This is a genomic window from Sphingobium sp. DC-2 (assembly GCF_000722555.1).
GTDB classification, from domain to species: Bacteria; Pseudomonadota; Alphaproteobacteria; order Sphingomonadales; family Sphingomonadaceae; genus Sphingobium; species Sphingobium quisquiliarum.
In genome coordinates this window covers 159519-177672 of sequence record NZ_JNAC01000035.1, presented here as the reverse complement: position 1 = coordinate 177672, position 18154 = coordinate 159519, and the positions used below count along the sequence as shown (strand labels likewise).

The following is an 18154-nucleotide window of genomic DNA, read 5'->3' as shown; positions in this document are numbered from 1 at the left end:
GGCGCGCGATGGCGCGGGAAGGCATGGCCCTGCTCATGACGCGGCGGCCGGAGTGGCAACCGTCGAAGCAGCGGCGGTCAGCCGCCACGACGCCTCGATCCCCGCGGCCATCGCCTGATAGCGCGCGTCGAGCAGGCCCAGCGCATGATCGGGATGGGTGAAGATATGCTCGATCCCCTGATCCATGCCGTCGAGGATGATCCGCGCCGCCTCGGCGGGCGGCATGCCTGCCGACACATCCAGCCCTTCGGGCGTCGCCACATCGTCCGCGCCGGATCGCTGTTCCCGCAGCCGCTTGAAGTTCGCGCCGATATCGGTCGCGATCAGGCCCGGATAGACGACCGACACGCTGACCGGCGCGCCGCCAATCTCGTCCCGCACGCCCTGCGCCATCATCGACACGGCGGACTTGCTGGCGGCATAGGCCGCAACGTGCCAGCCGGGCATCGCGTGAAGGCCCGCCAGCGAAGAGGTGATCTCGATCTGCGCGGGCCTGCCCGCCGCCAGCATGTCAGGCAGCGCGGCGGAAATGAGATGCGCCGCGCCCTGCACATTGACGGCGAGCAGCCATGACCAGTCGGCGGGCGTCATCCGGCCGAACGGAACGCCCGCAAAGCCGATGCCCGCATTGGCGAAAACCTTGCCCAATGCCCCCGCGCGCGAGGTAAAGTCCTCCACCGCATCGCGAACGGCCTTGCTGTCGGAAATGTCGGCGCAATAGGTCTCCACGCGCGCCGCGCCCGCCTGCCGCGCCGCATACGCGCTGGCGCCAAGCCGCCCCTCATCGACATCGTTCAGCGCCAGCGCATAGCCCCTGCCGCCAAGGGCGAGCGCGATCGCGCGGCCGATGCCGCCGCCCGCGCCGGTGATGAACGCGCTCCTGTTTGCCGCCTTGTCCTGCATGATGCCGCCTTTTTCAGATGATCGATGGGGTCACGGCACGACCTTGAGCCGTGCGGGCGCGCGTCCGGGGGACGCTGCGGCAGCGGGATCAGGGTCGAAGCGGCTGCGATCGCCGCTGCCCAGGCTCTGCGCAGCCGCGCGCAGCCTTTCCATCATCCAGGCATGACCGGGGTCGCACTGCGAACGTGCATTATAAAGGCAGATTTCGTCCAGCGCGGGCAGCTTGAACGGCGCGGGCAATATCCGCAGGCCCAGCCTGGCGGCATGGCGCTGGGCGCTTCGCAGCGGGGCGAGCGTCACATAATCGGTGACCGCGACCATCTGCATCGCGTGGAGGAAGGACGGCGCGGTGGCCATCGTCCGGGGCCGGACATCCTTCTTGTCGAGCAATCGGGTCGTATTGCTCCTGATCTGGCCGAAATGGACATCGATATATCGGAACTTGCAGAATTCACGGTAGCTCATGCCCGCAGGATCGATCCTGCCGGCCGCCTTCCCGGCGACAAGGACGAACTCGTCGGAAAACAGGCATTCCTCCGCAAATTCATAGCTTTCGGAGGACAGCAGCAACTGGCTGTGCTGCGCGGTGATGAAGATGTCGATGCGTCCTTCGCGTAGCCAGTCGATCGCGCGTTCGCTGATCGCCTCGAACCGGATGGAGACGGCGGGGGCCGCCTGCGCCACCTGCTCCAGCAGCGCCACGCCCAGGATTTCCACGCAATAGTCCGACATGGCGATGACGAACTGCCGCTCGGAAATGTCCGGGGCGAACGACGCCTCCGTATTCATGACATAGCGGGCGCTTCTGAGCAGGTCCTTGACCGGCTGGCGGATCGCCTGCGCGCGCGGGCTCAGCACGAATTGCCGTCCCACCCGCTCCAGCAGCGGATCGCCCATCTGGTGGCGCAGCTTCTGGAGCGCCGAACTCATGGCGGGCTGGGTGACGTTCAGCTGCTCCGCCGCGCGCGTGACATTCTGTTCGGCAAGCAGCGCGTCGAGCGCCACCAGCAGGTTGAGATCAAGTCCGCTCAGGTTCATGCGCCTTCTCCCGGCCGATGCGCTCAGATCGGCTGTTGGACCAACTGAAATGCCTTTGCGGTAAGGCCCGGCGCGTCCGCGTCAGGCGACTTGTCCCGCTCCCACTCGCAGATTTGCTGCGACCATCGCTGGATGCTGCTGGCGCGCTCGAAACGGCGCTCCATGAAGGCGGCGAAAGCCTGCTCGACGCTGTCATGGCGCCCCAGCTCCTCGCCCAGCACATAGCCGTCCTCGATCGCCATCGCCCCGCCCTGGCCCAGATGGGCGCTGGCGGCATGGGCGGCGTCGCCGATGATGATCGCGCGCCCCCTGTGCCAGGGCGGCGGCAGGTCGACGAATTCGAACATGCGCCACAATATCTCGCGTCCGTCACGGACATAGCGGTCGCGGCATTCGCCGACCGGGCCGCCGAAGACCTTGAGCCTTTCGAACAATATCTCCGCGAAGTCGCCTTCGGGCGGCCTGGGTTCCGAATAGGTATCGGTCAGGTACAGATACATGAGGTCGGATCGCAGGGGCACGAACCCGGCCTTGCCGCCCTGGCCGCTGTCGCACAGCCACAGGTCGTTGATCTCCGGCAGGCGCGGCATGAACACCCGCCATGCCGCCTGCCCGATATGACGGGGCGCGCCCAGATCGCCGAACAGCATGGGGCGGATCTGCGAATGGACGCCGTCAGCCCCGACGATCGCTCGATAACGCTGCCGCGACCCGTCGGAAAAGGTCACGTCCACCCCGCTTTCATCCTGCTCGAAGCTCTGAACCGTGATTTCGAAGCGCGTGCGGGCGCCTTCCCGACGCGCGCCGGACGTCAGCACGCGGGCGAAGTCCGGGCGCGTCATGCCCATCATCGCTGGCTTGTCGTCCCCCGCCAGCCGCGGCATGTCGACACGGCGGCGATTTTCCCCGTTGGCGTCGGTGAACACCCATCCATCGAACGGCCCGCCCGTGGCGATGCATTCGTCAAGCACATCCAGGTCGCGCAGCACGCGCAGCACGTTGGCGGCATGGGTGATGCCGATCCCGACCGTCGCCATCGGGCCATATTTGTCGATCACTTCCACGTCCACGCCGTTGCGCGCTGCGGAAATCGCACAAGCCATGCCCGCAATTCCTCCGCCGACGATCAACACCGGGTCCTGCTTGCCCGTCATCGCCCTCTCCCCATATTCTCGTTCTTGTATCCGGCGCGTGCCGCGTTCAGCCCGCCCGCCCGCCTGCCTGCCGCATCTCGGCAAATGTCTCTGCCACCCAGTCGGTGATGAATTCCTGCGCGGGTGCCTGATTGTCCGCGCTGACATGCTCGATCCCGCCGGTTTCGCGGGTGAAGATCTTCAATTCGCGCTTGGGGCTGGCGGTCGCCTGCTCATAGCTGCGATAGGCGGCGTCGATCGGTATCTGCCGGTCATTTTCGCCGTGGGTGATGAGATAGGGGACGCGGATCTTCTCCACCACGCCGTCCAGGTCCATCTTGGGCGCGAAGGCCATGAAGCTGTCCATGTCCGGCTGGCCGAACACCCACATGACATGCCCCCAATAATGCGGGACCGGGTTCTCGCCCTCGTTGCGCAGCCGCGCTTCCTGAAGCTTGCCCCAATAATGGTTGGCGCCCCATGACGCGCACAGCTTCAGCCGGTCTTCGAAGGCGGCCGCGCGCGGCGCATAATAGCCGCCCAGCGACCAGCCGATGATGCCGATCGCATCGGCGTCGACATCGGCCCGCGTCTCCAGATAATCGACCGCCGCGCTCGCCCAGCGCTCGCTGTCATACATGCCCGCAAGGCCGCGCAGGCGCAGCGCTTCACCGACGCCGGGATGGTCGATCATCAGGGTGGAAATGCCGCGCCGCGCGAATTGCTGGGCGATGCCGGTCCAGTACAGCATCTCCTTGATGCTATCCAGGCCATTGGTGTGGATCATGCAGGGTGCTGGCCCGGCGGCCTTCTCCGCCGCCACGAACAGGCCGGGATAGGATGTGCCCTCGAACGGAATTTCGACGCGCTCGACCGCGCGTTCGCCCAGCCTGATCGACTGCTCCATCGCGTCGAGCATCTTGGCATAGGCTTCCTCGCGGCCCTCCTGCCCGTGCCGCTGCATGCGCTCGGCCGTCATGTAATAGAGGCAGGCCCGCTTATATTTGTCGCTGGCGCTGAACCTCCGCCCCAGGCGGACATCCTCCCTGGCCTGCTCGACCAGCCGGTCGGCCAGCCCCCCCCAGGCGCGCAGGAATTCCAGCGTTCCCGCGTCTGCGCCGTCCCGTGCGGCCTCGCGAACCAGATCGTTGGCGATGTCGATCTCGCCGATCTGCGCGCCCATGGAGAGCGCCAGATTGACCGACAGGTTCCAGACATAATTACCGGGAAAAGGCTCGAACATATTCCTCCCCAACGGGCCGATGGCGCGCGACTCTCTGACCGGAAGCTTGTGCGCCCAAAGTGATACGAACGTTCCACTCATGCGTCAAGCGCGCTTCCGCGGCAGGTGCCGGTCCCTGATTATCGTGAGAATAGAAGGATGCGGGCGGGTTGCCATAAGATTCGGTCTGGCATCACCCGCTTTTATACCTTCGATAATCGCATGCGATTTCTGGGCGTTACAGTTGAGGTTTAGTCATCAGCCCATCAACATTTCGAAAGGAGCCGTCATGGCGATCCTGGGCATTGAAACCGTCATCTATTGTGTCGACGACATGGAAAAGTCGGCTGACTTTTTCGAAGACTATGGCCTCACCCTGAAATCACGCACCGCCGGTCGCGCGCATTTCACGCTGCCGGACAATTCGAACGTAATTCTGCAACTGCGGGCCACCCATCCCATTCCCGGCTCGCAGATCGTGGGCCTGGGGGTTCACGAAACCGTCTGGGGCGTCGATTGCGAGGAGCATCTGGAAGATATGGTTCGCCGCATCGGGACGGACCGCGAAGTTCGCCGCGACGAAGACGGCACCGCGCATTTCGTCGCCGATGGCGGGGTGCCGATGGCGCTGCGCCTCTGGCCCAGGTTCCGCATGCCGCAGACATCCGTCGATCCGGTCAACTCGCCCGGCAACGTCAACCGGCTGAACGTCCATCGCAAATGGATCAACCGCTGCATTCCCAAGCGCATGATGCATGTCGTCTTCTTCGTCGCCGATCCCGGCGCCTGCGCCCGCTTCGTGCGGGAACGTCTCGACTTCCGGGTCAGCGATACGCAGCGGGGCTTCGGCGTCTATCTGCGCGCCGATGGAACGATGGATCATCACAATATCTTCTTCTACAATTCGCACACGCCCTTCGCGCCCGCCAAAGGTCAGACCGCCTTCAGCCATGTCAATTATCAGGTCACCGACCTTGATGAGATCATGACGGGGCGCAATTATATGACGCGGCGGGGCTGGGCAAAGTCGCATTGGGGCCTCGGCCGCCACCGGATCAGTTCTGCCCTGTTCCACTACATTCCCTGCCCCGCCGGTGGCGAGGCCGAATATGGCGCGGACAGCGATGCGCTGGATGACAACTGGATCCCGCGCGATTTCGATGCGATGTTCGGCTTTGCCCACTGGATGCACGACATCCCGGAATTCTGGATGGCCGGTCACGACTGGAGCGTCGGCTTCGCCGAAGGCTTCGTCGAGAACCGCGGAGAGATCGAACCCCGCCCCTACAACGTGCAACGCGACAGCAGCGGCCCTGGTCTGGGCGCCCAGTTGAAGGAAGCCGCCGAAGAACAGGACAAGGCCCACCAGGACGCCGCCAATGAGAAAGCATCGAGTTCACTCGCTAGATACTAGATAGGGGCTGACAATGACCGGCAACCCGCGCCATTTCGCGATCGGCACATTCGACCGGCTGGATGGGAAAGCCTTTCCAGCGCTGGTGCTGCAAGAGGACGCCCGATCCCGCATCGTCCCGCTGTCAGCGCTGGACAGTCTGGGCGAAGCAGGTGCGCGGATCGCCGCCTTCCCCTCGGTCCTCGCGCTGCTTGAGGCGTGGGATGCCGCGCTTCCCCTGCTGGTGCAGGCGCGCTCTCTGCTGGACACGGACGCCGGACGCGCCGTGCCCCGGCTGGCGCTTGACACGCTGCATGTGCGCCCGCCGGTGGATCTGCCCCGCCAGATCCTGTGCACCGGCGCGAACTATCGCACCCATGTCATCGAGATGCTGGCGCATCAGCCCTCCCCCGGCGAGGAAGCGCTTTCCGAAGAGGAAGGGCGCGAACGCACGGCGAGGATGATGGATGAGCGCGCGCGGAACGGAAAACCCTACGCCTTCAGCAAGCTGCCCAGCGCCGTCACCGGTCCCTTCGACCCCATCCGGCTGCCCGCCGATGTGGCCGAGCCGGACTGGGAACTGGAACTGGCGGTCGTCATTGGCCGTCCCGCGCGCCATGTCCGGCGCGATCAGGCGTTCGATCATATCGCTGGCTATGCCGTGGCCAATGACGTGAGCGCGCGCGATCATTTCTACCGCCCCGACATTCCCGCGCTGGCCAGCGATCCGCTTGCCGGAAAGTCGCCGCCCACATTCCTGCCCTTCGGCCCCTGGATCACCCCCGCGATCTTCGTCGGCGATCCGCAGGATCTGCGCATCGAGCTTCTGCTGAACGGAGAGACGATGCAGGATGGCAATAGCGGCGACATGATCTTCGATATCGCGCGGCAGATCGAATATCTTTCGCAGCGTGTGCAACTGCTCCCCGGCGATGTCGTCTGCACCGGATCGCCATCGGGAAACGGCACGATGTACGGGCGGTTCCTGCGGCCGGGCGATGTCGTGGAAGGACGCATCACCGGGCTGGGCACGATCCGCAACATCTGCGAACAGGAATAGCGCGCTCCCCGCACGAGCGGCTGAGCCGCCGCGCCATCGGCGATATCGCCGCTTGCCTTCCTCGCCCGATAAGGGGAAGGGTGCAATTCGCAACCTCATCCTACGGGCGCTCTTATGTCAATGAAGGTTATCGCGGCGAGGCCGTCTTCCCAAGCTGAACGCCAAAAGACCCGCGAAGCATGACGGCACAGCCTGTCGAAACGAAAGAGCGCGCCGAAGCGCCCGGAGACCAGGTGCGCCGCGAGCTTCTGGACGCGGCGGAGGAGCTGTTCGCGGAGCGGGGCTTCTTCGGCGTGTCGGTGCGGGAGATCACCGAAAAGGCCGGCGTTCGCCTCGCTGCGGTCAACTATCATTTCGGCACGAAGGAAGGCTTGTTCGAAAAGGTTCTTGAGCGGCGCGCCACCAGCCTGAACGCGGCGCGTGAGAAGCTGCTGCGCGCCTGCGATCCGGGGAACAAGGAATGGATGGCGTTATCGGGCGCTGAAAAGATAAGAACGATCATCCAGGCCTTCTGCGCGCCCTTGAGCGACTATTATATGTCGGGCGATCCGGGCTGGCGAAACTATAGCAGGCTGATCGCGCGGGTAGCCGTGCACCGGCTCTGGGTGAAGAAATATGTTAGCCCGATGTTCGACCATATCGGCGCGGACATCATTTCACGCCTGATGGCGATCGCGCCACATATCGAATATCGGGAAGCCCTGCACTGCTTCCAGTTCATGGTCGGCCTCCTGCTCAACATCTACACCGGCAATGATCGCGAAAAGCTCCTGTCCAAGGGCCGCTTCGAAGCGGACAGCATCCTGCCGCTCATACAGGATATGGAGGTTTTCTGCACCGCGGGCATGTGCCGTCTGCTGAACATCGACCAGCGTTAAGTTCTTCCCGGCCGCAGCCTGCCCCCTCGCCCGGAGGAGAAGGCGGCGGCGGCGCAAGGCTATTTCTGCGCGCGAAGATAGGCGATGATCTGGCGGCGCTTCTCCGCATCCTTGATCCCGGCAAATGCCATCGTCGTGCCCGGAATGACGGCGGAGGGTTTTTCGATCCAGGCATCCAGCTTCGCGTCGTCCCATATGATCCCTGACGCCTTCATCGCTGGCGAAAATCTGGTGAACGACCCCTCGCCCGCCTTGGCACCATAGACGCCGTAAAGATTGGGGCCGATGCCGTGCGCTCCGCCTTTGCTGGCCGTGTGGCAGGTGGTGCATATGGCAAAGGCCGCTGGCGGCTTCGCGGGCGCTGCCGCCGCTAGGGTGGAAGATGCGGCAGGTGGAGCTTCCGCAACCGCATCGCTGTTACCCTCCGCCGCCGCCGTCAATGGCTTATCGGGTGCCGCTTCCGCTGCCGATGACTGATTTTCAGCCGGAGCCTCTGCCTCGTTCGAACCGCTGGCAGGCGTCGCTGCGGGCGCTGGCGAGGCGGCATTAGCCGTCACGTTCGCTTCGTTGGAAACGGCGCGCTCCTGCTCATCGCCCTGCGAACAGGATGCAAGGAGCAGGGCCGCGATCGCAGGGATGTAGGCTGGCTTGGCAACATTCATACAGGAAACCTCATAACTGCGCCCCGCCGCCTTCTACGGCGAGCAAAGCGGCTGGGAAATAGAGTGTGTCTCAATGATGTCCGTGATTGCAACGATCGGGAGAGGCGGGGCAACATTCATCAACCGCCTGATTCCTCAACGGCCTGCGCGGCACCCGGCATCGTAGCTCGCCAGATCCGTCGCAACGGCCAACGGCCCTGCATAGCTGGTCCGCACGCCAGCGGCGATCCTGCTTTCCAGCATCTGTTGAGAACCTATGCCCGCGATATGAGTGACGACGACGCTCCCGGCCCCGGCTGCGGCCGCCATCTCGCCCACCTGCGCCGGGGTGAGGTGATGCTGGCGCAAATGCTTTTCCATGCTGGCGGCGAATGCTGGCGGAACGCCGGGGGCCATCACCCGCAACAGCGGGTCGATGTCGATGACTTCGCTGACCAGCAGATCGCTGCCCGCAGCCAGCCGCGTCACGGCGGCGCTGGACCCCGTGTCGCCGGTATAGGTGATCGAACGCTTCCCCAGCGTGAAACGGTAGCTGAGCGACTGCTCGCCGCCTTTGCGCTCCACGCCGTCCTCGTCGAAATGATTGTTCCTCGCCGCCTCGACGGTAAGGCCGCCGAGGCGCGCGGTGCCGCCGCCGCGAAGTTCGACCACCTCCACCGAATCCGCCGGGGCGGGAACAGCCGAACCCACGCCGAAACCGACCCGCGCCTGAGGAGCCATGGAGCGCAATATCCTGTCCACCATTTCCCTGGTGCCCGGAGGACCATAGACGGTGAGTCTGCCTGGATTCTGAACCATCCAGCGCAGACCGATCACCGCCGCGAGGCCGCCGGTATGGTCGAGGTGATGATGGCTGATGAAGACCGTCCTGATCTGACCCAAGCCGATACCCTTGCGGGCGAGCTGGTTGACGGTGCCATCGCCGGTATCCACCAGAATATGCTCATCGCCTGCAACCAGCAGGTTCGATGGTTCGGCCGCATCGGCGCGAGGGATGGGGCCGCCCGCCGTGCCAAGCGTGATCCAGCGGAATGCGGGGCAGCTTTCCGCCGCCTGCGCTGACGAAAGGCCCGGCAGGCAGAGTATAGCGCCCGGGACCAGCAGGAACCGGAAGGTCATCAGCCCGCCTCCGCCGTGGCTGCGCGCGCGTTCCCGGCCGCTCCGATACCAGGACGCAGCGCCAGCCTGACGCCTCGCCATGTCGCCAGTACGCCGACGGCTGTGCCGAATGCTATTTTGATCGCGAGGCCGGGCAGGAACGCGATGCCTTGAAGCTGGAGAACCCAGAGCAAAAGGATCGCGCCGCCCGCGAACAGCAGCAGCGCCGCGACGGCCTGAAGCAGCGCCCCGGTCCAGATTGCCTGGGCGGCAGGCGCACCCTCGGCGGAAAGCCCCGCCAGCTTCCCCTTTCTGCGCGCCTGCCGGGCGAGCAGCCCGGGCACGGCGAACGCGAGCAGGCTGATGAAGCAGGCCTGAGGCAGGAAATCCAGGGCGAAATTGCCCCTCCCCCAGACCGGCACCGGGTCGCTCCCACCGAACAGCAGAAAAAAGGCCACACTGTTCAGCAAGGCGTTCATGACGCCGCTGACCATTGCCTCGCGCCTGACATAGGCGGACGGGGATATCGTTCCGGCGGCTTCGGCGGCGGCTTGTGAGGGCATGTCGGTCACACGGTTTCCCTTTCGATCGCAGGTGCAGCCGCTTCTTCGGCGCGCAGGCGGTCCGCGATGATCTTGCGGACCATTGCGGGCGCCTTGTCCTGGGCGATGAACCCCATGCGCCGGGAAGGATCGGTGCGATCCCAGATCCGCTGCTGCCCCTCGATGATCGCCTTGTCCTCGAAGAATGCGGCTTTGACGATCTCGAACGCCGTTTCGAATATTTCCGGGCTGCCCCGCCTGCCGTCGAGACCCACTCCGAAGAGATAGCGCGACAGCTTGGCGTCCTGCGGGGTGACGGCTTGCTGGTCGATCTGGTGAAAGAGCGGGTCGCCATCAGGCCGGCCATAGCCCGACGCCGCGGCGACGCCGGGCGGAAAGCTCTTTGTCTCCATCAGGAACAATCCGGGCAGCAGGAAACGGTATGAGCTGAAGGTGTCTGTCGGCCGGGCATTGTGAAGCGATTCATCCTGCTTCAACCAGCGTTCGATCAGTACGCCATTTTCGATCGGCTTAATTGTGGGGTGATCAAACGACCATTTGGCCCCGCTCGCGCGTCCCAGCGTCGTCGCATGTGAATAATCCAGATGCGAAAGATCGCACAGATTGTCGTGGATCAATTGATAGTTGGCATCATAATCGAGCGCGCTTTCCCGGTTCAGGAAATGATCGCCATAGATGCTGGCAATTTCGGGAATGGCGGACGGGTCGGCCTTAGCCGGATCGCCCATCCATACCCATATCCAGCCATGCCGTTCCTCCACCGGGAAGGATCGCGCGTTGCAGCGCGGCGGCACGGCCTCGCTGCCCGGAACGGACAGGCATGTCCCCGTCCGGTCGAACAACAGACCGTGATAGATGCATTGCAGATTGTCGCCGATCACCTGTCCCATCGACAGCGGAGCGCGGCGGTGCGGGCAGCGATCCTCAAGGCATGCAGGCCTGCCGTCGCTGGCGCGATACAGGACCAGCGGCTCGCCGATGATCAACCGGCCTATCGGCGAGTCCGGCCCAAGCTCCTTGCTCCACGCCGCCACATACCAGAGGTTCCGTATGAAGCGGACGCCTGCCTCTTCGTCATCCTTCATTCGTATCTCTCCGCTGCCTCATGCCGGATGCCCCAAGGACATCCGGCACTGATCAGAATTCGGCGCGCAACCGGACGCCATAGGTTCGCGGTGCGCGCAGACCGACCGTGATGAGGCCGTCATCCGTCGCGCGCGGATTGGCGGGCGCTCCACTCGCGACGGGATGGCGGAACGCCTGGTTGATCACCGCCTTGTTGGTGATGTTCTGGACATAAGCGGCTATGGAAAGGCGGCGTTCCGGCCCATAAAAGGTGAGATCGGCGTCCAGCATCGCATAAGCGTCCTGCTTTTCCGCCTTCAGATATTCGGCCGCCTGATAGCTGCTGGATTCGAACTGGACATAGACGCCCGGTTCGATCGAACTGCCCGAAGGCAGTTCGAATGTGTGGCGGTAGCTCGCCGTTCCGCTCCATTTGGGCGACTTGATCAGCGGCTTGCCAGTGCAATTCACCTGCACCGTGACGCCAACGACCGGCCCCATGTCGCAGCTGGTGACCGGCGGCGAGGGAATGACGACGCCCTCATAGGTGAATTGCTTGTACCGCGTATTGAGATACTGCACCTTGAGCGAGAAATTGTCCTGGGCCGTCGGCTGGAAGACAATATCGGCGTCGGCGCCGTAGATGCGCGCCTTGCCTGCATTCTCCACAACTTGCGACAGATAACCGGGCGTGGACGTGAACTTCAGGAACGGTAGTTGCTGATCGGTGTAACGCCAGTAGAAGCCTTCCACATTCACTTGCAGCCGGTTGTCAAGGAAACGATTCTTCGATCCGACTTCAAATGCCAGCACCTTTTCCGCGCCGAAACTGTTGTCCGGCGCGGGCGCGGGGAAAAAGCCGCCCGATTTGAATCCGGTGCTCGCATTGACGTAGAGCAGGGATCGCGGCCCGACATCCAGTTCGGCGCCCGCTTTCCACGACAGGTTCTTGAATGTCCTGCTCCCGGTCAGGGGGAAGGAAAAGAAGCAGAATGCCGGGGGATTGGGCGCGGCCGGATCGAAGATATAGGGCGGGCTGCACCCCGGACGCGGCGCCGAATACGCATCCGAATAGCCGCCAAGCTGCTTTTTCTCACGCGTGTAGCGCAGCCCGCCGGTCATGCGGAACGTGTCGGTCAGGCTGAACGTCGCTTGCCCGAAGGCGGCATAGCTGCGCGCACGGGCGCTTGGATATTGATAGGATACGGTAGGACCGAGATCGGCAAAAAGCACGGGCTCGCCATCGACAGGGTCCTGGTTCTCGTCGAAGAAATAGCCGCCGGCCACCCATTTCAGCCGGTCGCTTTCGCCGGAAAGGCGCGCTTCCAGTGAAAGCTGGGATGTCTTTTCATTGTCGCCCGTGGGGAAACCCGGCTTGTTGTGCAGGTCGTGATATTCGCCGCCGCGATAGGCGGGAATAACGGTCAGCGTCGCCGGACCAAAATTCCATGTCAGCTCGGCCGACAACTGATAGGCTTTAATATCGAGCATGAACTGGTTCGTGGGGCGCGTCAGGATCGGGACAGGATCGGCCGCATAGACCGCCAGGATCGCCGGATCGGTATTGCTGGTCCAGGGATCGCCCGAAACGAACGGAAGAATCGTCGATCCACCGCCCCGGCCGCCCACATGCTGATAGCTGGCGTGCAGCAGCAGTGAAAAATCGTCCGAAGGGCGGTACAGCAACTGTAGTCGTGCCGATTGCGCCTTGTCATCGTCCGTGCCGTCGCTCAGATAGCCGTTGCGGTGGATGATCTGCCCCGCCGCGCGCAGGGCCAGAGTGCCGCCCAGAGGAATGTTGGCGGCCGCCGTGCCGCGCATCAGGTCGTAATTCCCGGCCTCCATTTCGACGAAGCCGCCATATTCGCCGAGACGCGGCCGCGCAGAGATCAGGTTGATCGCGCCGCCCGACGCATTGCGTCCATAAAGCGTCCCCTGCGGCCCTTTCAGCACCTCCACGCGATCAAGGTCGAAGAATGCGCCGCGCTGCTGCCAGGGACGCCCGACATAGACATTGTCGATGTGGAAGGCGACCGCCGCTTCGGCATAGGCATTGTTCCCGCTGCTGCCGACACCGCGAACATAGATTTGCGGGTAATTGCCGCCCGCGCCGATACTGACGCCCGGCGCGATGCTGGAAATATCCTCTGGCTGGACCACGCCAGCGCGCGAAAGATCCTCTGACGACAGCGCCTGGATCGACAGAGCGGCGCGCTGAGCACTCTCCGCACGCCGCGCTGCGGTAACGACGATTTCCTGAATGCCCGCTTCATTGACATGCGCAGAGTCCGAAGGCGGCGCTTCCTGAGCTCGCGCCATTCCGGCAGCTCCCAGAAGAGAAACCGTTGCAAGCAACAATGCCCTGTTCATTGTCATCCTCCCCATTTTTTCACGAACGATGATCAAGGTCACCGAATGACGATGCATTCGGCTTCCAATCCCGCTTTCTTTCTTCATCGATTTTATGGACGATCAATTTGCCCAGCAAATTGCAATGTGATGCAGTAGATATAAATGACAGTGATGGTAGCTCTATTGCGACATTGATCGGAATGCGGCGCAAGAATTGCGGGAACCTTCACCAGCATCGCCGCGATTTTGATATGAACGTGCCGGTTCAGACGAAGACTTTAGCGTGCGTCACCATGGCCGCCGTCGCCGCCGTTCGGAACAGGCCGGATGCAGATTCGGAAAGCGCCGTGCCGATTTCCGCCGCCACGCCGCCGGACGGAAGGGTGATTTCATCGATCGCATCCCACTCGGCCGCCGCGCCGTCCGGCCCGGTCACTACATTGTGGCAATAGGAGGTTCCGGGAAACCGCCGCGACACTTTATCCAGACGCGCGCGCCACTCCGACGCCGTCATCCATGGCGTAACGCATCGACAATGGGCCATGCACCGTCAGCAAATGGTCCTGCATCGCGTGCCGGCTCATGCCGCTCCCGGTTTTCGGCAGGATCAGGATCTTGAACATCTCTTCCCCTCATTCGGCTGCGTCATTCCGCTTTGTGCGGTTGCGCTTCCATGCCAATCCGGGTCATCGGGTGAGGATCAGGATATTCGTTGAGGATGAAGAACACGCCATAGGTGTCCTTCGCATTGTAAAAGGCTTCACGCGCCGTACCGATCGCGTTGATCGCAACCGGCTCTATCCCGCGAGCGCGGAAATGGGCCACCGCATCGTCAAGGTTGGAAACCTTGATGACAAAGGCACGAAGGCCCGGCCCATTCTCGGCCAGGAACTTGCTTTCCATCGCGGCGATCGGATGTCGGTCCGACATCGGCATGCCCAGTTCGAAACCATGGCGCGCGGCATGGACGACGGCGAGTTGCTGCGCTTCGTCCCGGATCACATCATCGAACTGCCACCCCAGCAGGTCGCTGAAAAAATCCTTCGCCTTTTCGATATCATCCACCACAGCGATGACGCGATCCACCCGCTCGAACAACATGGCATTATCCTCCTGATTATCGAAGCAAGCCGCGCCAGCGTACCGCGTCAGACCAGCGTCGCACCGCCATCGACATGGAGAACCGCGCCCGCCAGCGCGGGATTGCGCATCGCAAACAGCACCGCGTCGGCAATATCCCCGGTCGTCGGGACATAACGGCTTGGCAAGGTGGAAGCCAAATGGGCCAGCATCTTCTCATAAGCAGGGCCCGAATGACGCGCGAGCGCCGGAGACTGGACAGGGCCCGGCGCGATCACATTCACGCGGACCGGCGCCAGTTCGACTGTCAGATTGCGGGCGAAGCTGTCCATCCCAGCCATGGTGCTCGCCGCCTCCCCCAGCGCTGGCACAGGTCGCCATGCGGCGGCGCCCGAAAACAGCGTGATCGTCGCGCGCTCGGCCAGTTTAGCCCGCGCGCCGCGCACTACGTTGAAATGCCCCCAGATCCGCACGCTTACGACCTGCTCCAGATCTTCGCGCAGCGTTTCGACGAAAGATCGCTTCGGCCCTTCCACCCCGAAAGTGCCTGCGGTGACGACGAGGTGGTCGATTTCAGGAACATCGGCAAAGGCGGCGGCGACCGAAGCCTCGTCGGCGATGTCGCAGACGGCGGCCGCGCTGCCGCCGATCATTGCCTTGGCCTCGGCAAGCCGGCCCGGATTACGCGCCATGATCGTGACCCGCGCGCCGCAATCGCCCGCCAGCCGCGCCACCGCCAGCCCAATGCCCTGGCTCCCGCCTACGACGACGACATGCTTTCCCGCCAGACTGTCCGCCTTCATCTCCGCTCCCGTTCACGCCGCGCTCGCCCATTGGAGGCGCGTCTTAGGCCCCAAATGATAGCCGTCCGCCCCGGCAGCGGAAAATCAGATGTCGGCATGAATGGTATCGCAATCGCTTATGCCCGGAGGTACAACAACTGCATTTGGCCATGGGGCACCGCGGCCTTCCTTGAGAAGCCATTGTGAAATGGGTGCGTCAGCGGCAAATGGATCTCAGCAACCTGCCAGAGGCCTTACCGGCTGCGACTTATCAATCGTTTCGACTAACCCATCCACTGTGACGCTGTTCTCAACACACACCACATGCTGCCAATGAGCGTAAGACTCCCTCGGGGCATCTGTCATTATAATTACAGATGATTTTGGATAAGCCTTGCCGATATTAGCTATTATGCCGCTGTCAACTTCATTGCCGGTTAATATTACAGTTATTCCCTCTAAAAAGGGCCTGTTCACTTCCTGGAAATCATCCACTTGCTTCACATAGTCGCATAGCTCAAACCCGCTCTCTTCCAGTAAATGGCTGATGCAGGCCGTAAAAAGATCATCTCGCCCTATGAGCTGGACAAAGCCCCTTGACTGTGTTTTCATCTCAGTTCTCCCCCGGAATTATCTATCACATGAAATCACCGTTCTCTCAGAGCTTCTTCTCTTGCTTTGATGATGGGTTTGAGGAGGTATGCGAGGACGGATTTTTGACCTGTGAGGATTTCGACATCGCAGACCATGCCTGGAGTGATGGGGAGTTTGCGTGTGCCTGATCCGAGCCATGCGCGGTCTGTTTCCACGACGACGGTAAAATAGGCTTCGCGGGTGGCTTCGTCATAGACGCTGTCGGCCGAGACCTGCTGGACGGTGCCGGTGAGGCCCCCATAGATGGAGAAGTCGTAGGCGGTTACCTTCACCACCGCACGGTCGCCGGTCTTGATGAATGCGATGTCGTTGGGCTTGACCCGTGCTTCCACCAGCAGCTTGTCGCCGATGGGGACGATCTGCATGATCTTCTGCCCGGCGGTGACGAACCCGCCGATGGTGGTCACCTGCACGTCGTTGACCACGCCGTCGACCGGGGAGCGGATTTCGGCGCGCTGCGCCCGGCCCTTCGCACCGCGCAGCGATTCGCTGTTGACCGCGATCTTCGCTTCGAGCTGGCTGCGTTCGTTGAGCGCGTCCTGACGGAACTGGTAATGGGCCTCGGACAATTGCGCCTGCGCCTCGCGGATCGCGGCGGACGCGCGGGAAGCCTGCTGCTGGGCGGCGTTGAGGCGGCCCTGAGCGTCGACCAGGTCGCGCCTGGCATCAAGCAGTTCGGTCTGCGGGATGATCGCCTTGGCGGCCAGCGGCTCCAGCATCCCGACCCGCTGGCGCGCCAGTTGCACGCTGCCGGTGAGGCTGTCGATCGTCGCCTGCGCCTCGCCCAGTTCGCGGCGGCGCTGGTCCACCTGGGCGGACAGGGCGTCCTGCTTGCTGCGCAGCGCCGACTGGCGGACCGCGGCCAGCGCCTGTTCCTGCTGGCATTCAGGCCCGCCCGTGGCGCAGACCGCGCCCGTGCCCGTGCCTTCCTGCTCCAGCCGCCCGGCGCGCGCGGTGAGCGAGCGGGTCTCCGCCTGCAACTGCCCCAGTTCCGACGCCAGCAGCGCATCGTCCAGGCGCACCAGCAACTGCCCCTTGCCGACCTTCTGACCCGAGCGGACGAGGATCTCCTCGATCGTCGCGGGCTCGGCCGACTGGATGACCTGCGCCTTGCTGGACGGGATCACCCGGCCCTGGCCATGGGTCACCTCGTCCACCGGGGCGAGGCTCGCCCACAGCAGGAACGCCACCATGCCGCCCCCGCTATAGAGGATGACCTGCCTGTTGCCCGGCTGCCCCCGCAGCCAGCCGATCCAGCGCCTCATCATGGCTGGCCCTCCCCCATGGCATAATCACCGGCCGCCAGAGCGACGGTCCCGGTCCTTTCCCCCACCTCGTCCTTGCCCCTTTCCTGCGCCGCGAGCATGCGGCCAAGCGCGCCGCCATCGCGCGGCGGGTCCGGGATGGACAGCGTCCACCCCTTGGCCGGGTCCATCCGCCCGCCCAGATCGTTGGCGGCCCGCCGTTCGGGCAGCGCGGCTATGGGCGGATAATCGATCTCCGGCCGCGCCGCCGCCGTCACGCCCGCAGGATCGAAGGCAGGCACATGCTCCCCGCCCGCATAGCGGCCGGTGAAGGCGGGCGGCAGGCCCCAGACGCCGGGCCAGCGGTAGAAGATATGCGCGCCGATCCTGGCCAGCTTCGCCAGATGCGGCGCCCAGCCGGGGAACACATAATCGGCATGATAATGGGTCGCGGTGCCCACGCTCCGCTCCACCGCGCCCGCCAGCGCCCCGGCCGCGATCCGCCGCGCCCGGTTCCAGAGGGACGCCACCGGCCGCCGCGCCAGCGATCCGTCGCACACGAAGCTGAACTGGCACACCGAAGCGTCGAAGCGCTGGTAGACGACGCCGCACACCGTTTTGGCGAAGGCGGGATGGCGCACGCGGTTGAGCACCACCTGCGCCACCGCCCGCTGCCCGCTTTCCGGCTCGGTGGCCGCTTCATAATAGATGGCCTGGGTCAGGCATTGCAGCGCGCGGGCATGATCCTCGCCCGCCTGCGCCAGCGCGTGGAAGGGTCTGGCCGCCGGGACCGCGCCGCCCGCAAAGCCAAGGCGCTCATTCTCCTCCCGCGCCCTTGCCCCTTGCGCCACCGGCCCCGCCTGCTCCGTCATGGCGGCCAGCGCCAGATATTGCCGGGGGATCGCCACGGGCGCTTCCACCACCTTCGCCTGCACGGCGGGCCGCCGGGGCGCCTGGGGCCAGAGCATCGCAGTTGCAAGAACCATCGCTCCAACGCCTGCGCACAAGATCGCAGCGCCCCATCTTC

The 18154-nt window shown here is 63.8% G+C and carries 19 protein-coding genes; 3 read left to right on the top strand and 16 right to left on the bottom strand.

From position 1 onward, the window contains the following. Window positions 1-33: 33 nt before the first annotated feature. The 4 genes from ET21_RS0107335 to ET21_RS0107320 are packed head-to-tail and all read right to left on the bottom strand — an operon-like array spanning window position 34 to window position 4317. Complete coding sequence (locus ET21_RS0107335) at window positions 34-903, bottom strand: SDR family oxidoreductase (RefSeq protein ID WP_051585436.1); 870 nt, start codon at window positions 901-903, stop codon at window positions 34-36. Window positions 904-933: 30 nt separating this feature from the next. Next, window positions 934-1941, bottom strand: coding sequence for a LysR family transcriptional regulator (locus ET21_RS26485; protein ID WP_051585435.1), 1008 nt, complete (start codon window positions 1939-1941; stop codon window positions 934-936). A gap of 23 nt (window positions 1942-1964) precedes the next feature. Beyond that, window positions 1965-3095 (bottom strand): FAD-dependent monooxygenase, encoded by a 1131-nt coding sequence (locus tag ET21_RS0107325; protein ID WP_030539143.1) that lies wholly within the window; start codon window positions 3093-3095, stop codon window positions 1965-1967. A 46-nt stretch (window positions 3096-3141) separates the two neighbouring features. After that, window positions 3142-4317: a S9 family peptidase gene (locus ET21_RS0107320; protein WP_030539142.1), complete on the bottom strand. Its 1176-nt coding sequence runs from the start codon at window positions 4315-4317 to the stop codon at window positions 3142-3144. 268 nt (window positions 4318-4585) lie between these two features. Here ET21_RS0107320 and ET21_RS0107315 point away from each other — a divergent pair, with 268 nt between their 5' ends. The 3 genes from ET21_RS0107315 (at window position 4586) to ET21_RS28755 (ending at window position 7627) form a co-directional block, all read left to right on the top strand. Then, a complete protein-coding gene (locus tag ET21_RS0107315; protein WP_156029034.1) occupies window positions 4586-5710 on the top strand; it encodes a VOC family protein in 1125 nt (374 codons plus the stop codon). A gap of 13 nt (window positions 5711-5723) precedes the next feature. Continuing rightward, entirely contained in the window at window positions 5724-6749 is a 1026-nt protein-coding gene (locus tag ET21_RS0107310) for a fumarylacetoacetate hydrolase family protein (protein ID WP_030539140.1), read from the top strand. Between the two features lie 179 nt (window positions 6750-6928). Continuing rightward, window positions 6929-7627: a TetR/AcrR family transcriptional regulator gene (locus ET21_RS28755; RefSeq protein WP_051768044.1), complete on the top strand. Its 699-nt coding sequence runs from the start codon at window positions 6929-6931 to the stop codon at window positions 7625-7627. Window positions 7628-7686: 59 nt separating this feature from the next. Here ET21_RS28755 and ET21_RS26985 read toward each other — a convergent pair whose 3' ends face one another. From ET21_RS26985 to ET21_RS0107250, 12 genes are all read right to left on the bottom strand, one after another. Continuing rightward, window positions 7687-8289, bottom strand: a complete 603-nt coding sequence (locus ET21_RS26985; RefSeq protein WP_081856625.1) for a cytochrome c family protein — start codon at window positions 8287-8289, stop codon at window positions 7687-7689. A gap of 135 nt (window positions 8290-8424) precedes the next feature. Continuing rightward, window positions 8425-9408, bottom strand: a complete 984-nt coding sequence (locus ET21_RS25665) for an MBL fold metallo-hydrolase (protein ID WP_051768043.1) — start codon at window positions 9406-9408, stop codon at window positions 8425-8427. Next, the gene (locus ET21_RS0107290; RefSeq protein ID WP_030539136.1) at window positions 9408-9959 is read right to left on the bottom strand and encodes a hypothetical protein; all 552 of its coding nucleotides are present in this window, start codon (window positions 9957-9959) and stop codon (window positions 9408-9410) included. Before ET21_RS0107290 ends, ET21_RS25665 begins: the two co-directional genes overlap by 1 nt. Continuing rightward, complete coding sequence (locus tag ET21_RS0107285) at window positions 9956-11035, bottom strand: aromatic ring-hydroxylating dioxygenase subunit alpha (protein ID WP_051768042.1); 1080 nt, start codon at window positions 11033-11035, stop codon at window positions 9956-9958. The genes ET21_RS0107290 and ET21_RS0107285 overlap by 4 nt, the downstream gene beginning before the upstream one ends. Before the next feature lie 52 nt (window positions 11036-11087). Continuing rightward, window positions 11088-13334 (bottom strand): TonB-dependent receptor, encoded by a 2247-nt coding sequence (locus ET21_RS0107280; RefSeq protein WP_051585430.1) that lies wholly within the window; start codon window positions 13332-13334, stop codon window positions 11088-11090. 298 nt (window positions 13335-13632) lie between these two features. Then, the gene (locus tag ET21_RS0107275; RefSeq protein ID WP_030539133.1) at window positions 13633-13845 is read right to left on the bottom strand and encodes a hypothetical protein; all 213 of its coding nucleotides are present in this window, start codon (window positions 13843-13845) and stop codon (window positions 13633-13635) included. A gap of 1 nt (window position 13846) precedes the next feature. Beyond that, window positions 13847-13990 (bottom strand): hypothetical protein, encoded by a 144-nt coding sequence (locus ET21_RS27595; protein ID WP_156029032.1) that lies wholly within the window; start codon window positions 13988-13990, stop codon window positions 13847-13849. A gap of 22 nt (window positions 13991-14012) precedes the next feature. Beyond that, a complete protein-coding gene (locus ET21_RS0107265; protein ID WP_030539132.1) occupies window positions 14013-14468 on the bottom strand; it encodes a VOC family protein in 456 nt (151 codons plus the stop codon). 47 nt (window positions 14469-14515) lie between these two features. Continuing rightward, complete coding sequence (locus ET21_RS0107260; protein WP_030539131.1) at window positions 14516-15250, bottom strand: SDR family oxidoreductase; 735 nt, start codon at window positions 15248-15250, stop codon at window positions 14516-14518. 213 nt (window positions 15251-15463) lie between these two features. After that, window positions 15464-15841 carry a hypothetical protein gene (locus ET21_RS27590; RefSeq protein ID WP_156029030.1) on the bottom strand — a complete coding sequence of 126 codons (378 nt, stop codon included), beginning with the start codon at window positions 15839-15841 and terminating at the stop codon, window positions 15464-15466. Between the two features lie 35 nt (window positions 15842-15876). Continuing rightward, complete coding sequence (locus ET21_RS0107255) at window positions 15877-17151, bottom strand: HlyD family type I secretion periplasmic adaptor subunit (protein ID WP_030539130.1); 1275 nt, start codon at window positions 17149-17151, stop codon at window positions 15877-15879. Beyond that, window positions 17148-18113, bottom strand: a complete 966-nt coding sequence (locus ET21_RS0107250; RefSeq protein WP_051768055.1) for a cell wall hydrolase — start codon at window positions 18111-18113, stop codon at window positions 17148-17150. The genes ET21_RS0107255 and ET21_RS0107250 overlap by 4 nt, the downstream gene beginning before the upstream one ends. Window positions 18114-18154 lie beyond the last annotated feature (41 nt).

What these genes read in the sequence shown, in the direction of transcription:
- ET21_RS0107335 (WP_051585436.1), bottom strand. Translation starts at nt 903, where the DNA reads ATGCAGGACAAGGCGGCAAACAGGAGCGCGTTCATCACCGGCGCGGGC.
- ET21_RS26485 (WP_051585435.1), bottom strand. Translation starts at nt 1,941, where the DNA reads ATGAACCTGAGCGGACTTGATCTCAACCTGCTGGTGGCGCTCGACGCG.
- ET21_RS0107325 (WP_030539143.1), bottom strand. Translation starts at nt 3,095, where the DNA reads ATGACGGGCAAGCAGGACCCGGTGTTGATCGTCGGCGGAGGAATTGCG.
- ET21_RS0107320 (WP_030539142.1), bottom strand. Translation starts at nt 4,317, where the DNA reads ATGTTCGAGCCTTTTCCCGGTAATTATGTCTGGAACCTGTCGGTCAAT.
- ET21_RS0107315 (WP_156029034.1), top strand. Translation starts at nt 4,586, where the DNA reads ATGGCGATCCTGGGCATTGAAACCGTCATCTATTGTGTCGACGACATG.
- ET21_RS0107310 (WP_030539140.1), top strand. Translation starts at nt 5,724, where the DNA reads ATGACCGGCAACCCGCGCCATTTCGCGATCGGCACATTCGACCGGCTG.
- ET21_RS28755 (WP_051768044.1), top strand. Translation starts at nt 6,929, where the DNA reads ATGACGGCACAGCCTGTCGAAACGAAAGAGCGCGCCGAAGCGCCCGGA.
- ET21_RS26985 (WP_081856625.1), bottom strand. Translation starts at nt 8,289, where the DNA reads ATGAATGTTGCCAAGCCAGCCTACATCCCTGCGATCGCGGCCCTGCTC.
- ET21_RS25665 (WP_051768043.1), bottom strand. Translation starts at nt 9,408, where the DNA reads ATGACCTTCCGGTTCCTGCTGGTCCCGGGCGCTATACTCTGCCTGCCG.
- ET21_RS0107285 (WP_051768042.1), bottom strand. Translation starts at nt 11,035, where the DNA reads ATGAAGGATGACGAAGAGGCAGGCGTCCGCTTCATACGGAACCTCTGG.
- ET21_RS0107280 (WP_051585430.1), bottom strand. Translation starts at nt 13,334, where the DNA reads ATGGCGCGAGCTCAGGAAGCGCCGCCTTCGGACTCTGCGCATGTCAAT.
- ET21_RS27595 (WP_156029032.1), bottom strand. Translation starts at nt 13,990, where the DNA reads ATGTTCAAGATCCTGATCCTGCCGAAAACCGGGAGCGGCATGAGCCGG.
- ET21_RS0107265 (WP_030539132.1), bottom strand. Translation starts at nt 14,468, where the DNA reads ATGTTGTTCGAGCGGGTGGATCGCGTCATCGCTGTGGTGGATGATATC.
- ET21_RS0107260 (WP_030539131.1), bottom strand. Translation starts at nt 15,250, where the DNA reads ATGAAGGCGGACAGTCTGGCGGGAAAGCATGTCGTCGTCGTAGGCGGG.
- ET21_RS27590 (WP_156029030.1), bottom strand. Translation starts at nt 15,841, where the DNA reads ATGAAAACACAGTCAAGGGGCTTTGTCCAGCTCATAGGGCGAGATGAT.
- ET21_RS0107255 (WP_030539130.1), bottom strand. Translation starts at nt 17,151, where the DNA reads ATGATGAGGCGCTGGATCGGCTGGCTGCGGGGGCAGCCGGGCAACAGG.
- ET21_RS0107250 (WP_051768055.1), bottom strand. Translation starts at nt 18,113, where the DNA reads ATGGTTCTTGCAACTGCGATGCTCTGGCCCCAGGCGCCCCGGCGGCCC.